Source organism: Pseudomonas sp. 39004 (assembly GCF_028682155.1).
Lineage (GTDB): Bacteria > Pseudomonadota > Gammaproteobacteria > Pseudomonadales > Pseudomonadaceae > Aquipseudomonas > Aquipseudomonas capeferrum.
In genome coordinates this window covers 28636-44405 of record NZ_JANIAG010000001.1, presented here as the reverse complement: position 1 = coordinate 44405, position 15770 = coordinate 28636, and the positions used below count along the sequence as shown (strand labels likewise).

Annotated in this window: 11 protein-coding genes; 8 read left to right on the top strand and 3 right to left on the bottom strand. The window is 63.1% G+C overall.

The features are described from left to right. Nucleotides 1-72 precede the first annotated feature (72 nt). Entirely contained in the window at nt 73-1281 is a 1209-nt protein-coding gene (locus tag NP534_RS00180; protein WP_274097362.1) for an ammonium transporter, read from the bottom strand. A gap of 323 nt (nt 1282-1604) precedes the next feature. On the opposite strand from NP534_RS00180, the gene NP534_RS00175 reads away from it, so the two are divergent. The 8 genes from NP534_RS00175 to dacB all read left to right on the top strand — a co-directional run bounded on the left by NP534_RS00175 (nt 1605) and on the right by dacB (nt 10657). Then, entirely contained in the window at nt 1605-1919 is a 315-nt protein-coding gene (locus NP534_RS00175) for a DUF883 family protein (RefSeq protein ID WP_047583282.1), read from the top strand. Nucleotides 1920-1928: 9 nt separating this feature from the next. Continuing rightward, on the top strand, nt 1929-2303 hold the full coding sequence (locus tag NP534_RS00170; RefSeq protein WP_033700463.1) for a phage holin family protein: 375 nt from the start codon (nt 1929-1931) through the stop codon (nt 2301-2303). Beyond that, nucleotides 2300-2629, top strand: a complete 330-nt coding sequence (locus tag NP534_RS00165; protein ID WP_274097361.1) for a hypothetical protein — start codon at nt 2300-2302, stop codon at nt 2627-2629. The genes NP534_RS00170 and NP534_RS00165 overlap by 4 nt, the downstream gene beginning before the upstream one ends. 117 nt (nt 2630-2746) lie before the next feature. After that, nucleotides 2747-4078 (top strand): deoxyguanosinetriphosphate triphosphohydrolase, encoded by a 1332-nt coding sequence (locus NP534_RS00160; protein ID WP_033700467.1) that lies wholly within the window; start codon nt 2747-2749, stop codon nt 4076-4078. A gap of 282 nt (nt 4079-4360) precedes the next feature. Continuing rightward, complete coding sequence (locus NP534_RS00155) at nt 4361-4978, top strand: response regulator transcription factor (protein WP_274097360.1); 618 nt, start codon at nt 4361-4363, stop codon at nt 4976-4978. Nucleotides 4979-4986: 8 nt separating this feature from the next. Then, entirely contained in the window at nt 4987-8595 is a 3609-nt protein-coding gene (locus tag NP534_RS00150) for an ATP-binding protein (protein WP_274097359.1), read from the top strand. Between the two features lie 63 nt (nt 8596-8658). After that, a complete protein-coding gene (locus NP534_RS00145; protein WP_047583280.1) occupies nt 8659-9003 on the top strand; it encodes a YggL family protein in 345 nt (114 codons plus the stop codon). A gap of 196 nt (nt 9004-9199) precedes the next feature. Then, nucleotides 9200-10657, top strand: coding sequence for a D-alanyl-D-alanine carboxypeptidase/D-alanyl-D-alanine endopeptidase (dacB, locus tag NP534_RS00140; protein WP_274097358.1), 1458 nt, complete (start codon nt 9200-9202; stop codon nt 10655-10657). 78 nt (nt 10658-10735) lie between these two features. Here dacB and NP534_RS00135 read toward each other — a convergent pair whose 3' ends face one another. Further along, a complete protein-coding gene (locus tag NP534_RS00135; RefSeq protein ID WP_274097357.1) occupies nt 10736-13141 on the bottom strand; it encodes a sensor domain-containing diguanylate cyclase in 2406 nt (801 codons plus the stop codon). Nucleotides 13142-13235: 94 nt separating this feature from the next. Then, complete coding sequence (rlmKL, locus tag NP534_RS00130; protein ID WP_274097356.1) at nt 13236-15428, bottom strand: bifunctional 23S rRNA (guanine(2069)-N(7))-methyltransferase RlmK/23S rRNA (guanine(2445)-N(2))-methyltransferase RlmL; 2193 nt, start codon at nt 15426-15428, stop codon at nt 13236-13238. Between the last annotated feature and the right edge of the window lie 342 nt (nt 15429-15770).

Here is a 15770-nt window from a genome sequence, read left to right as displayed (position 1 = left end):
GGGGCAGGTCTCGGTTTGGTTTCGGAAAAGCCTATTCTAGGTCTGTCCCGCCCACTGCGCACCTGGCCTCGCTCAATCCTGGCTGGTTGCACCAATGCGGTGCAGCGACAGGTCCGCGCCCTGAAACTCCTGCTCGTGGCTCAAGCGCAAGCCATGCAGCGCGCGGATCACCCCATAGACGACAAAGCCACCGAGCAATGCCACCAGCACCCCCATCAGACTGCCCAGCAACTGGCTGACCAGGCTGACACCGCCCATGCCACCAAGGGCGGCCTGGCCGAACACCCCACAGGCAATGCCACCCCACACACCGCACAGGCCGTGCAACGGCCACACACCCAGCACGTCGTCGATTTTCCAGCGGTTCTGCGCCGCGGTGAAACTCCAGACGAACAGCACCCCAGCCACCAGGCCGGTGGCCAGCGCGCCAATCGGGTGCATCAGGTCGGAACCGGCACAGATCGCCACCAGCCCGGCCAGCGGCCCGTTGTGCAGGAAGCCCGGGTCGTTGCGGCCGGCCAGCAAGGCCGCCAGGGTGCCACCGACCATGGCCATCAGCGAATTGATCGCCACCAGGCCGCTTACGCCCTGCAAGGTCTGGGCGCTCATCACGTTGAAGCCGAACCAGCCAATGATCAGGATCCATGAACCCAGCGCCAGAAACGGAATGCTCGAAGGTGCAAAAGCCACCAGGCGGCCGTCGCGGTAGCGCCCGCGCCGTGGCCCCAGCAACACCACCGCCGCCAACGCCAGCCAGCCGCCCATGGCATGCACCACGACAGAGCCGGCAAAGTCATGGAACGGCGCCCCGAAACGTGCTTGCAGCCAGGCCTGCACACCGAAGTTGCCGTTCCACACCACGCCTTCGAAAAACGGATAGACAAACGCCACGATCACCGCGGTGGCACACAGCTGCGGAACGAAACGCGCACGCTCGGCAATGCCCCCGGAGATGATCGCCGGGATGGCAGCCGCGAACGTGAGCAGGAAGAAGCACTTGACCAGCGCATAGCCATGGTCGACGGCCAGTTGCGCCGCCGGCTGGAAGAAGCTCACGCCGTAGGCGATCCAGTAGCCGATAAAGAAGTACACCAGCGCCGAAATGGCGAAGTCGCTGAGAATCTTCGACAAGGCATTGACCTGATTCTTGTGCCGTACGGTGCCTACTTCGAGAAAGGCGAAGCCAGCATGCATGGCCAGCACCAGAATGGCGCCCATGAGAATGAACAGGGTGTTCGAACCGTGGACCAGGGAGTCCATCGCGCTGTGCATGTGTTCCATGAATAGGCAGACCTGCTGAAAAGGCACCAGGACAGTTCAAGAACCTGCATCCCTGCACCGAATCGGTGCCAGCCCCCTGCCCCGTTTGCTGAATGGGGCGAGGCCTGCATGGTTTATTCTTGGCTTTGTCGAGGATTGGGTTAAGGTTTACGGTAGTTCGTCACGCAGGGCGCCCCGAATCGGCGCAGTGCGCGCCAGCGGCGCCCCGCAACGTGGCAAAGCCTTAGCAAGGCCCATACCAGCCCAGTTACCCGCACAGCCACTTGAACCTTCGGTATGTGCTATCACTCGAACTACCAACACTCATCGACAGGGAGAGACCCATGGCCAGCAAATCGGCAAAGACTGCTCAAGAGATATTGATGGCTGACTTTCAGGCCTTGGTCCGCGACACCGAGAAGCTCCTCGCCGACACCGCCAACCTGGCAGGCGATCAGGCTGACGAATTACGTGAGCAGATCCATGACCGCCTGACCCAGGCCCGCGAAACCCTGCAACTGACTCAGGAATCGGTGCGTGACCGCGGCCAGGCAGCCCTTGGCACCGCCGAGCAGTACGTGCAGGAAAACCCCTGGCAGGCCATCGGTATTGCGGCCGGCGTGGGGCTGTTGATCGGCCTGCTGGCCAATCGGCGCTGAGGGGTTCCCATGGAGAATGACGCCATCGGCGCCGGCGCTTCGGGCAAACGCCTGGGCGCGGCGATGCTCGGGCTGCTGCACAGCCACATCGAGCTGTTTGGTATCGAGCTGCAGGAGCAGAAGGGCCGCACCTTGAGCCTGCTGTTGTTCGCAGGCTTGGCACTGGTGTTCGCCCTGCTGCTGCTGACAGCGCTGTCCGGGCTGCTGCTGGTGCTGCTGTGGGACAGCTATCGCCTGGCTGGCATCATCGGCCTGTGCGTGTTCTACGGTGTGGCCGCGTTGTATTGCGGTTTGCGTTTGAAGGCTGCGGTGTTCGACGAGTCATCGCCGTTCGGCGCAACCCTCGAGGAACTCGCCAAGGACCGGGAGCGCCTGTTGCCATGAGCCTGCCTGAACTACCCAATACCCGTAACCCTCGCGAACTGCGCAAGGCGCTGTTGCGCCTGCGTCTGGAGATGCACCGCCAGGAAATCCGCCACGAGTCGGGGCAACTGCTTGAGCCACTGCAGCGCATGCGCGGCATGGGCAGTTCGCTGCACGAGGGGCTTGGTATCAAGCATGCGCCGCTGTGGGGGATTGGCGCGGTGGTCGCCATGGGCTTTCTCACCGGCAAGGGCGTGCGCAGTGGCAACCTGACACGGCTGGTGCGCCTGGGCGGCAGCCTGCTGCCACTGATCCGGCTGTACCTGCAGGGCAGCCGCCGGCACTGACGTTTTAGCATCACCTGAACAGACGCGATCACCAGCCGGTGGTCGCGTAAACCTTCAGCTTGCATGGTGACTCACGACACAGGAAGCTATGCCCATCGACCGACAGGAGATCGAGCCTTGGACTGGCATACCTTGCTGACCCGCGAACGCCTGGGCAAAGCCCTGTACAGCCCCGAAGAACTCGGGCGCAGCCCTTTCCACAAGGACCACGACCGCATCATCTTCTCCGGCGCCTTCCGCCGGCTTGGGCGCAAGACTCAAGTACACCCGGTTACCAGCAACGACCATATCCATACGCGCCTGACCCATTCCCTGGAAGTCAGTTGCGTCGGCCGCTCGCTCGGCATGCGGGTGGGCGAAACCCTGCGTGACAGCCTGCCAGACTGGTGCGAACCAAGTGACCTCGGGATGATCGTGCAATCGGCCTGCCTGGCTCACGACATCGGCAACCCGCCGTTCGGCCACTCCGGCGAAGACGCCATCCGCCACTGGTTCCAGCAGGCAGCAGGGCGTGGCTGGCTGGACGACATGAGCGATGACGAGCGCGCCGACTTCCTCAACTTCGAAGGCAATGCCCAAGGCTTTCGCGTACTCACCCAACTGGAGTATCACCAGTTCGACGGCGGCACCCGGCTGACGTACGCCACCCTCGGCACTTACCTCAAGTACCCCTGGAGCGCCCGCCATGCCGATGCCCTGGGTTACAAGAAACACAAGTTCGGCAGCTACCAGAGCGAACTGCCGTTGCTCGAACAGATCGCCCGCAAACTCGGCTTGCCGCAACTGGAAGATCAACGCTGGGCGCGCCACCCGCTGGTCTACCTGATGGAGGCCGCAGATGACATCTGCTATGCGCTGATCGACTTGGAAGACGGCGTGGAGATGGAGTTGCTGGAGTATGCCGAAGTCGAGGCGCTGCTACTCGGCCTGGTGGGCGACGACCTGCCGGAAACCTATCGCCAACTCGGCCCGCGCGACTCGCGACGGCGCAAGCTGGCGATCCTGCGCGGCAAGGCCATCGAACACCTGACCAACGCCGCCGCCCACGCCTTCGTCGAACAGCAACAGGCACTGCTCGCCGGGCATCTGCCCGGCGACCTGGTCGAACACATGCACGGCCCGGCCAAGCACTGCGTGCTGCAAGCCAAGGACATGGCGCGCAACAAGATCTTCCAGGACAAACGCAAGACCCTGCACGAGATAGGCGCCTACACCACGCTCGAGATCCTCTTGAACACCTTCTGCGGTGCGGCCCTCGAACAGCATGGCGGCCGCACCCCGTCGTTCAAGAGCCGGCGTGTGCTCGACCTGATCGGCAACAATGCACCGGACCCGCATGGCTCATTGCACAGCGCCTTCCTGCGCATGATCGACTTCATCGCCGGCATGACCGACAGCTATGCCAGTGAAATGGCCCGCGAAATGACGGGGCGCTCCAGCCCGACCTGAGCCCGACAGGTGCAGCCCGAGCACGGCCTCTGGCTGCACCCTTTCTTGAAGGAAACTTCCTACTTGCGTAGCTGCCGATTAAACACTACGAATAACACTCAATGAAAAGTTACCAATCAAGGTTTGACATCAAGCTCCACAGGGTAAATTCGTAGCCTGATTTGTTTTATCCTGTAAGCCATTTCCCATATACCGCGAATAGCCCTTCCTCACATGCCCGACGACTTCCAACTGGGATAAGGTGCGACCCGTCACCCTCACTCGCCCGCAGGGAAGTTGAACATGCACTCCGTATTTATTGTCGACGACCACCCCGTTATCCGCCTGGCCGTCCGTATGTTGCTGGAAAATCAGAACTACAAGATCGTCGGCGAATCGGACAATGGCGTGGACGCCATGCAGATGATTCGAGAATCCGCCCCTGACCTGGTCATCCTCGACATCAGCATCCCCAAGCTAGACGGCCTAGAGGTACTTTCCCGCTTTCAGGCCATGTCCCTGCCGTTGAAGGTTCTGGTGCTCACCGCCCAATCCCCGGCGTTGTTCGCCGTACGCTGCATGCACTCGGGTGCTGCGGGCTATGTGTGCAAGCAGGAAGACCTCAGCGAACTGCTCAGCGCGATCAAGGCAGTACTAGCCGGTTACAACTATTTCCCCAGCCAGGCCATCAAACACAATCAATCGGTAGATGCCGACCTGCAACTCTTCCGCCAGGTCAATGACCGTGAACTTATGGTCCTGCAATTATTTGCCCAAGGGCGAAGCAACAAGGAAATCGCCAAAGGCATGTTCCTCAGCAACAAGACGGTGAGTACCTACAAGAAGCGCCTGATGCACAAACTCCAGGTCGAGACCTTGGTGGACCTGATCGAAATGGCCAAACGCAACGCACTGGTCTGAGGGTTTTCATGGCGCGCCATATCGCCCGGCTGTTACTCGCTCTGGCACTGGTCAGCGGCGCGATACACGCCAACCACCACGGGGTTACCGCGTATGACCTGCTGGCACGCTCACCGGTAATGCCAGCACAGCCTTCGCTCACGGCCCCGCAACGCCAATGGCTCGAAAGCCGACACGAACTGGTGCTGGGTACCTCTGCGCCCGATTATCCGCCCTTCGACATCACCAGTGGTGGCCGCGACTATCAAGGCCTCACCGCCGAGTATGCAAACCTGATCGGCCTTGCCCTGCAGTTGCCTGTACGCGTGCTGCGCTTTAACAGCCGACAGGCAGCGGTAGAGGCACTCAAACGCGGCGATATCGACCTGCTCGGCAGTGCCAACGGCTATGAAGCGACAACGGACGGTCTGGCACTGTCGCACCCCTATGCCATTGACCAGCCGGTGCTGGTCACCCGTGAGGACGAACGCCGCCCTCTGGACCTGGGCCTGGAGAACATGCGACTGGGCATGCTCTACCACTACCTGCCGAGGCAGGAGATAGGCAGTGCCTACCCCAAGGCCCAGCTGCTGGCCTTCGGCTCGTCTTCCCAGGCCTTGAATGCAGTTGCATTTGGCCAGGCCGACGTGTTCATCGGCGACACCATCTCCACCCATTACCAGCTCAATCGCGGCCACCTGCCTGGCCTGCGCATCGCCAATTTCAGCAAGCACGAAGCGATCGGCTTCAGCTTTGCCATGCGCAAGGCGGATGCGTTGCTGCTGGAACTGGTCAACGCCATTCTCGACAATCAGCCTGCAGCCGTGCGCGCCAGTATCTTCAAGCGCTGGAGTGCCGGCAGCGACCTGCTTCTGACCGACCGCAAGCTGCAACTGACAGAGGCTGAGGAATTCTGGTTGCAACACCACCCGGTCATGCGCGTGGCCATCGACGATACTGCGGCGCCCTTGTCCTTCTTCGATGGTTCGGGATATTTCAGGGGCATCACCGCCGACCTGCTGGAGCTCATCCGCCTGCGCACCGGCCTGCGTTTCGAGGTGCAGCGCGCCAGCGGCATCGCCGACATGATCGCCCGCCTCAAGGACGGCCGGGCGGATGTGATTGCGGCGCTCACTACCGACGGTGAGGCCGAGCAGACCCTGCAAATCAGCCGCCCTTACCTTGAAAGTGTCTATGTATTGGTCAGCCGAGCGAGCAACGGGCAGTACACCTCTCTGGAACAACTCAAGGACCGACGCATCGCGATTACCCGCTACAGCGCGATGGATGACCTTTCCACGCGCTATCCGCACATTGGCTGGATCGAGACCGAGAGCTCCTTCTATTCCACGGCGCTGCTCAAAAGCGGTGCTGTAGATGCCGTGATCACCACCTTGATAGACGCCAACCATGCGGTGGCCACCCACCCCGACCTGGTCATACGCGCCACCGTCGGCAGCGAGCCGGCCAGCTACGCCATGGCAGCCGCCAGCCATTCACAGACGCTGGTATCGATCCTCGACAAGGCGTTGTTGAGCATTCCGCCGGAAGAACTGGGGGTGATCAACAACCGCTGGCGTGGTTACGGCCTGCATGACGACAGCACCTGGCAAAGCTTTCGCCGGCTTGCCTGGCAGGTGCTGCTGGGTACCGGGCTGTTGCTGCTGCTGGCACTGATCTGGAATGCCCGCCTGCGCCTGCAGATCAAGCAGCGTCAAAGCGCCGAGCGGGCGTTGAACGACCAGCTGGCATTCATGCGTGCACTGCTCAACGGCACACCGCACCCCATGTACGTGCGTGATCACGAGGGTTGCCTGCAAAGTTGCAACGACAGCTACCTGGAAGCCGTTCAGGCCTGCAGCGAAGAGGTCATGGGCAAGCGCCTGGAGCAAAGCCTGTTCGCTGACTGCGAACATACTCACCAGATCCAGGCCGATTACCTGAAGGTCATGGCCGCCGGGACCCCACTGATCATCGATCGGCCGCTGCGGGTGAAAGGCCGCGAAATGACCATCTACCACTGGATTTTGCCGTACCGCGATTCGCTGGGCGAGGTACAAGGCATCATCGGCGGCTGGATCGATATCAGCGAACGGCGCCAGCTGGTTCAGGAACTGCGCCAGGCCAAGCAGCAAGCCGAAGATGCCAACCGCGCCAAAAGCACGTTCCTGGCCACCATCAGCCATGAAATCCGTACGCCGATGAACGCCGTCATCGGCATGCTCGAACTTGCCGTCAAACGTGCCGACCAGGGGCGGGTGGACCGTTCAGCCCTGGAACTGGCCCACCATTCAGCCAAGGATCTGCTGGGGCTGATCGGCGATATCCTCGATATCGTGCGCATCGAATCCGGGCATCTGTCACTCACTCCGGAGCCGGTCGACCTGGCCGCGCTGGTCGAGTCGGTGGGCCGCATCTTCGATGGCCAGGCGCGGCAGAAGGGCCTGGCCCTGGAGGTGATGATCGAACCGGCGGCCCGCTGCCATGCATTGCTCGACCCGCTGCGCTTCAAGCAGGTGCTGTCCAACCTGGTCAGCAACGCCATCAAGTTCACCGAGCATGGCCAGGTACGCATCTGCGTTTGCCTGCAGGAAGCAGAAGCCTCCCCTTACCCGACCCTAGAGCTGGAAGTACGTGACAGCGGCATCGGTATTCACGCCGATGACTTGCAACGCCTGTTCAACCCATTCATCCAGGCCAACCCGCACAGCCAGGGTGCCCGCGCAGGCACTGGCCTTGGCCTGGCGATCTGCCGGAGCCTGTGCGAAATGATGGGAGGCACGCTGACCATCAAGAGCCTCGAAGATGTCGGTACCCAGGTTCGCTTGAAAATGCCGTTGCAAGTTGTCAGCGCCGACGCTGTCGAGAGGCCGGTGATCGAACCTGTCGACGTACCCGATCCACGCCTGAACGTGCTGGTGATCGACGACCATCCCGCCAACCTGCAGTTGATGGCGCAGCAGCTGGGTTACCTGGGCCTGGGCCACACCTGCGCCAGGGATGGCCGTGAAGGCTTGGGCCTGTGGCGCGCAGGCGCCTTCGATGTGTTGGTGCTCGACTGCAACATGCCGCACATGAACGGCTACCAGTTGGCCAGTACCGTACGTGCCGAAGAACGGCAATACGGGCGATCGCGCTGCACCATCCTCGGCTATACCGCCAACGCCCAGCCCGAGGTCATGCGCAAGTGCCTGGATGCCGGCATGGATGACTGCCTGCTCAAACCCATCAGCCTGACCACCCTGAGCCAGCGCCTGGCCGGCATCAGCCCACGGGGCCGGCAGCCATGGCGGCGCAAACTGTTCGACCTGGAGGGCCTGGGCACGATCGTCGGCCAAGCCCCGAACGACCGCAAACGCTTTCTGGCCGCCCTGCACGAGAGCCTGCAAACGGACCTGGTGATTCTGATGAGCCTGCCCGCGCAAGACGCCGACGCCGTTGCCGACCAGGCGCACAAGATCCTCAGCGCCGCCCGCATGCTGGAGGCGCCCGAGCTGATGGCGGCGTGCGAAGCGCTGCAGAACACCACGTTGCCGACACCGCAACTGCGCCTACGGCGCCAGGCACTGGCCCGGCACATGCGCCGGGTGGAGAAGGCGTTGGCCGCTGACATCAAGGCTACCGGCGGGCTTGAATGAGCAAGGCAGCCACACGCCGAAGCTGGTAGACTGCGCGGCGATATTACCTAAGAGGATTGTTTCATGGCCACTAACCGCTCCCGCCGCCTGCGCAAAAAGCTGTGTGTCGACGAGTTTCAGGAATTGGGCTTCGAGCTGAACCTGGACTTCAAGGAAGACCTGGATGATCAGGCGATCGACGCATTCCTCGATGCCTTCCTGGAAGAAGCCATGGACGCCAACGGCCTCGACTACGTAGGCGGTGACGATTTCGGTCTGGTGTGCTCGGCCAAACGCGGTTCGGTCACCGAAGAGCAGCGTGCTGCCGTCGAAGCCTGGCTCAAGGGCCGCAGCGAACTGACCAAGATCGAAGTCAGCCCGCTGCTCGACGCATGGTATCCGGGCAACGCGATCAACGCGGCCGAGTGATACCTGCGCTTCCCAGCGGCTTGCACGCTGAAAAGGCCATCCTTCGGGGTGGCCTTTTTTGTTGGCGTCGCTTTTGTGTCGAACGTGGCCCATCGTGGCTAAGCTTGGGGCATAATGCGCGTTCTATTTCGTCCTGGGGCCATCATCTCTTACAGCCCCAATGTCCTTCTCCCTCGCCGCAGGGTATTTACTGAATATGATCAAAACGCTCCGTCCCCTCGTTCTCGCCGGCCTGCTCCTGCCCTTCGCCCTGCCCAGCCAGGCCGCCGCCGTCAATACCAGCCTGCCAGCCAAGGTGCAGCAGGCGCTTAAAGCCAACAAGCTGCAAGACACCGCGCTGTCTTTGGTGATGCTGCCGCTGGATGGGCCAGGCGCGGCGACCGTGTTCAACGCCGACGTCTCGGTGAACCCGGCCTCGACCATGAAGCTGGTCACCACCTACGCAGCCCTTGAACTGCTCGGCCCGACGTTCCAGTGGAAGACCGAATTCTACACCGACGGCACCTTGAGCAACGGTGTGCTCAACGGCAACCTGTACCTCAAAGGTGGCGGCGACCCGAAGCTGAACATGGAAAAACTGTGGCTGCTGATGCGTGACCTGCGCGCCAACGGCGTGCGCACCATCAGCGGTGACCTGGTACTGGACCGCAGCCACTTCGTGCAGCCCAACCTGCCGCAGTTCAACGATGATGGCGGCGACGTCAACAAGCCGTTCCTGGTCAAACCTGACTCGTTGCTGGTCAACCTCAAGGCACTGCGCTTTGTCGCCCGCAACGATGGTGGCAAGGTGACCATCGCCGTCGAACCGCCGATTGCCAACATCCGCATCGACAACCAGGTCAAGGCCGTGGCGTCCAAGCAGTGCAAGGGTGACGTGCGCTACAACCCTGTGCCCCAGGCCGATGGCGTCAGCGTGGTGGTCAGCGGCCAACTTGGCGATGGCTGCAACTCGCAGACCTACCTGTCGCTGCTCGATCACCCGACCTACGCCGCTGGCGCCGTGCGAGCGATCTGGAACGAGCTCGGTGGCAGCATCCAGGGCCGCGATCGTATCGAGAACGTGCCCAAGAGCGCACGCCTGCTGGCACGGGCCTTCTCGCCCGACCTGGTGGAAGTGATCCGCGACATCAACAAGTACAGCAACAACACCATGGCCCAGCAGCTGTTCCTCAGCCTGGGTGCACAGTTCCGTACCGATGCCGATGGCGATGATGCCCGTGCGGCGCAACGCGTCGTTCGCCAGTGGTTGGCGAAAAAAGGCATTACTGCACCTCACCTGGTGATGGAGAACGGCTCCGGCCTGTCGCGCGCCGAACGCGTCAGCACCCGCGAGATGGCCGCGCTGCTGCAGGCTGCCTGGAAGAGCCCCTACTCGGCCGAGTTCATCAGCTCCATGCCGCTGGTGGGCATGGACGGCACCATGCGCAAGCGCCTGAAACGCACGGCCATGACCGGTGAGGGGCACATCAAGACCGGCACCCTGAATACCGTACGGGCCATCGCGGGCTTCAGCCGCGACAGCAACGGGCATACCTGGGCGGTCGCGGCCATTCTCAACGACCCGAAACCGTGGGGCGCATCGCAGGTGCTTGACCAGGTGCTGCTGGACCTCTATCGCCAGCCGAAACTGGGCACCAGTACTGCGGCCAACTGACCCAGTCCCGGCCTAAACACCGGTTGGGGGCCGAAGGAACGGCCCCCGTGTCTGCCGGCCACCGAGCCCGTGCAGGGCTCAGCTCAACTCGCCTTCCACGCGGTCCCGCCCCGCTTGCTTGGCGGCATACACCCCGGCATCCGCGCGCCACAACAAGGCATCGGCCCCCTCGCCTGGCCGCCACCCCGCCACACCGAAGCTCGCAGTCACCTCGCCTACCCCTTCGATCGGTACGTTGCGCACCCCCTGCCACAGCTCCATCGCCAGCAGCCGCGCCTGCTCGGCATCGCTACCCGGGCACAGCACCATGAACTCCTCCCCGCCCAGCCGGCAGAACACGTCGGTTCGTCGCAAGCGCAGGGCGATGCGCTGGCACAGGCTGCGCAGCACCAGGTCACCCACCGCGTGGCCGAACTGGTCGTTGATGCGCTTGAAGTGATCGATATCGAGCATGATCACCGCCAACGCCAAGCCATCACGCTGAGCGCGATCCAGCTCGACCTTGAGCCGCTCCTGGAAATAGCGCCGGTTATGAATACCGGTGAGCGCGTCGGTCACCGACAGCGCACGCAACTCCTCCTCCACCCCCTTGAGGTCGGAGATGTCGGTCAGGTAGCCATGCCAAAGGGTACACCCCGCATCGCCGACCTCTGGTGTCGCTTCGCCGCGCACCCAGCGCAAGCCCACACGCGGCAGGCAGACCCGGTACTCCTCGCGCCACGGCGTGAGGTGGTCGGCCGAGTAGCGCACCGACCGGCGTACGCGGTCCAGGTCATCGGGGTGGATACGCTCGAACACCAGCGTGGCGTCCTCGCGCAGCTGCTGCAGGTCGACCTCGTAGATGTCGTACAGGCCTTTGCTGGCATACGGGAAGCACGAGCTGCCATCGGCATCCAGGCGGTACTGATAGATGCCGCCGGGTACCTCGGCACTGAGTTTTTCCAGCAGCCGGTCACGCGCCGCCAGCGCCTCATGCACCCGGCGCCGTTCCGTGACATCGATGCAGATCGCCAGGTAGCCGACCCAAAGGCCTTGTTCATCGAGCATGGCCGTGACCAACATGTTGGCCAGCAGATGGCTGCCATCGGCGCGCAGCAAGGTCCACTCGCCCGGCTCGGCACCGCTTTCCTGCACCGTTTCGGCAAACATCGCCTGGCCACCGGCAATACGCCGCCCGTAGCGCTGGCTCAAGGCATGGGCGCGCTGGCTGAGCTCTTCAGGCAGCACCAGGTCCTCCAGGCGCAGCTGGCCGATCGCCTCGCTGGCCGAATAGCCGAGCATGCGCTCGGCACCGGCATTAAAGGTGCTGACCACCCCCTTGAGGTTGGTAGCGATGATCGCCACCTGGGTCGCGGCATCCAGCACGCTGCGCAACTGGTTGTGCGTACCGCGTAGCGATTGCTCGCTGACTCGAAGCTCTGCGGTGCGCTGCTCGACCAGGGTCAAGGCGCGCTGGCGCTGGCTGAACAGGCTGTAGAGCAAGGTACTGAGCAACAGGCTCAACAGCCCGCCCAACAGCCCCACCGCCAGTGCAGCCGATGAACGGTTGGCCTTCAGAAACGCCATGCTCGGCCGGACAAACAGCTGGAATGGGTGGTCGGCCAGGTGCAGCAACTGGCTGCTCGCCAACGCAAGGGGTGCTGCCTCGTTCTGGGAGTCGAACACCACTTCAGGCCCTTGCAGCCCGGAAGGGTCTTCGATGCGCACGACCAGATTGTCATCGGCCGGGGCCGGCAACCCATCGCTGATGAGCTCGCGCAGGTTGAGCAACGCCATCACATAACCCACCGCCGCGCCATGCGGCGCTGCGTCGGAGAACACTGGCGCCACCATCAGCAGGCCACGTGCCTGCGCTGCCGGCCGCCCAGCCCCGGCATCCATGATGTGCAGGGGTTCGGACACCGCCATGCTGCCAGGCTCCAGCGCACGCGCCAGGGTTGCCTGGCGCGCACCCTGGCCAGCAAGGTCGAGCCCGTAAGGGAGTGCCGGCTGATCAGCTGACTGGGTGTAGAGCACCGGAAAGTAATGGTCACGCAGTGGCGCCGGCTGCCAGTTGCCCTGTGCATCCTGATCGCGGATCACGTAGCCCTGGCCCAACCAGGCCGAGGTGCGCTGCTCGAAATCGGCACGCTGCGCCGCCTCTACGCGCGGCGCCCAGGCGTAAGCCAAAGTGCGCTGCAGCAAGGGCCGTGCGTAACCTTCGAATTCGCGGGGGGTGATTTCATTGGAGAAGCTGAAAAACCGCCGCAGCCCGTCCAGGCGCTGCTGCTGATCATCAAAACGCTCGGCGATGCGGCTGTAGCGCTCGCTGGCCAGCAACTCGAAGCGCTGGCGCAGTTGCTGCTTGTAGAAGGTGTGCGCGGCAAGCGCCAGGGTGGCCGACAGCAGGCCGCCAGCCACCAAGGCCACCAGCGCCACGGCCCAGGCGGACACCCCTTCGCTGCACAGGCCAAGAAACCTCGCACGTACGCCAAACTTGGACATAAACCCATCTCGTCACGTCAGCGTCCTGCGGATTATCTTGCCCTGCCGTCAGTTATAGCTATTGGCCATCAGCGGCGCAATGCACCTCGTCGCTTCAGCGCAATTGCAGGCGCCACGCGCGGTGGATACGGTTGTTGCGGGCGAAGTCCGGGTCCAGCGTCTGGGCGGTGATTTCCTCCACTGCGTAACGCGCCATCAGGTGCTCATCCAGCTGGAACTTGCGGAAGTTGTTGGAGAAGTACAGCACGCCACCTGGCTCCAGCCGCGCCATCGCCAGGTCCAGCAGTTGCACATGGTCACGCTGTACGTCGAACACTCCTTCCATGCGCTTGGAGTTGGAGAAGGTCGGCGGGTCGATGAAGATCAGGTCATAGGTGTCGCGGTTGGCTTCCAGCCAAGCCATCACATCGCCCTGCTCCAGGCGGTTGCGCTCGGAGAAACCATTGAGCGACAGGTTGCGCCGCGCCCAGTCCAGGTAGGTTTTCGACAAGTCGACGCTGGTGGTGCTGCGCGCGCCGCCCTTGGCCGCATGCACGGTTGCCGTGGCGGTGTAGCAGAACAGGTTGAGGAAGCGCTTACCGGCAGCCTCGCGCTGGATGCGCATGCGCATCGGGCGATGGTCGAGGAACAGGCCGGTGTCCAGGTAGTCGGTGAGGTTGACCAGCAGCTTGACGCCGCCTTCGTTGACTTCCTGGAAGCGCCCTTCGGTGGCCTGGCGCTCGTACTGACGGGTGCCGCTCTGGCGCTCGCGGCGCTTGAGCACCACGCGCTGGGGCGAGATACCCAGTGCCTGCGGAATCGCGGCCAGGGCATCGAGCAGACGCGCCTGGGCCTTCTCTGGGTCGATCGAGCGGGGTGCCGCGTATTCCTGCACGTGCACCCAGTCCTGGTAGAGGTCGACTGCCAGGGCGTACTCGGGCATGTCGGCATCGTACAGGCGGTAGCAGTCGACCTGCTCGCGACGGGCCCACTTGCCCAGTTGCTTGAGGTTTTTTTGCAGACGATTGGCGAACATCTGCGCACCTTCCGACAGGCGCGCAGGCTCGCTTGCCTGTGGCTCCTGGCGCCGGGCCTCGCCGTTTTCAGCCTGAGGGTCGCGACGCTCGCCGGTAACGAACTGGTCAGGCTGCACCTTGAACAACAGCAGCTTGCACGGCAGCGCACCGTTCCAGAATGCGTATTGCTTGTGGCTACGGATGCCCATGCGCTTGCCCAGCTCCGGCGCCCCGGTGAACACCGCCGCTTCCCAGCCCATGCAGGCCTGGCGCAAACGTTCGCCCAGGTTCTGATAGAGATACAGCAGGCTGGCTTCGTCGCCCAGGCGCTCGCCGTAAGGCGGGTTGCTGATGACCAGGCCTTTCTGGTTCTGGTCTGGCCGCGGCTCGAAGGTGCTGACCTCGCCTTGGTAGATCTTTACCCAGTCGCTCAGGCCGGCACGTTCGACGTTGTTGCGCCCCGGCTGGATCAGCCGCGGGTCGGCCTCGTAGCCACGGATCCACAGCGGTGGCTTGGCCAGGCCGGCCTGCGCGCGCGCTTGCGCCTCGTCATGGACCTTGCGCCACAGTGCCGGCACATGGCCAAGCCAGGCGCTGAAGCCCCAACGCTCGCGCTTGAGGTTAGGTGCCATATCGGCGGCAATCATTGCGGCTTCGACCAGGAAGGTACCCACACCGCACATCGGGTCGGCCAGGGCGCCGCCTTCGGCAGCGATGCGCGGCCAACCGGCGCGGATCAGCACAGCCGCCGCCAGGTTTTCCTTGAGCGGCGCGGCACCTTGCTGCAAGCGGTAGCCGCGCTGGTGCAGGCTGTGGCCGGACAGGTCGAGCGAGAGAATCGCCTCGCCGCGGTCCAGGCGCAGGTGCACACGCACATCGGGGTCGATCTTTTCCACCGACGGGCGCAGGCCTTCACGGTTGCGCAGCTTGTCGACGATGGCGTCCTTGACCTTGAGCGCACCGAAATGGGTGTTGTCGATGCCCGAGCCATGGCCGCTGAACTCCACCGCAAGCGTACCGTCGGCGGCCAGGTGGTCGGCCCAGTCAACCGCGTTGACGCCGTCGTAGAGGTCGTCGGCGTTCTTCATGTTGAAGCGCTTGAGCACCAGCAACACTCGGTTGGCCAGGCGCGACCAGACGCACAGGCGGTAGGCGGTTTCCATGTCGGCGGCGCCGCGAATGGCCGAGGTGTGCTCGCGCACCTCATCGAGGCCGAGGCCCTTGGCCTCTTCGGCGAGCAGGCCTTCCAGGCCCTTGGGGCAGGTGAGATAGAGTTCGAAACGGTCCGACATGAGGATTCCAGAGCCTTTGGCTATTTGACTGACGAGGCGACGCATCGCCCCGCGATGTTTGCCCGAACACCCTTCCAGCAGGCATCCGAGTGGCCCTCCCCTGCGCACAACTGCGCAGCAGAACGACCGGGCCGCCTGACCGATCAGCACTTCGCCAGGGGCAAAGACAGCTTAGATCATCAGGCAGTTTGAAAAATTCGAGCGATTCAGGGACCGATGTGACCCTTCGTCGCATTTCAAAATAATTCTGTCATGGCCCAGCAACGCTGGCGAAATGACGTCAATGATCGGCAAACCCCGATCATAGCGGGCTCAACGCCAAATAAGGTTGAGTCGCATTTA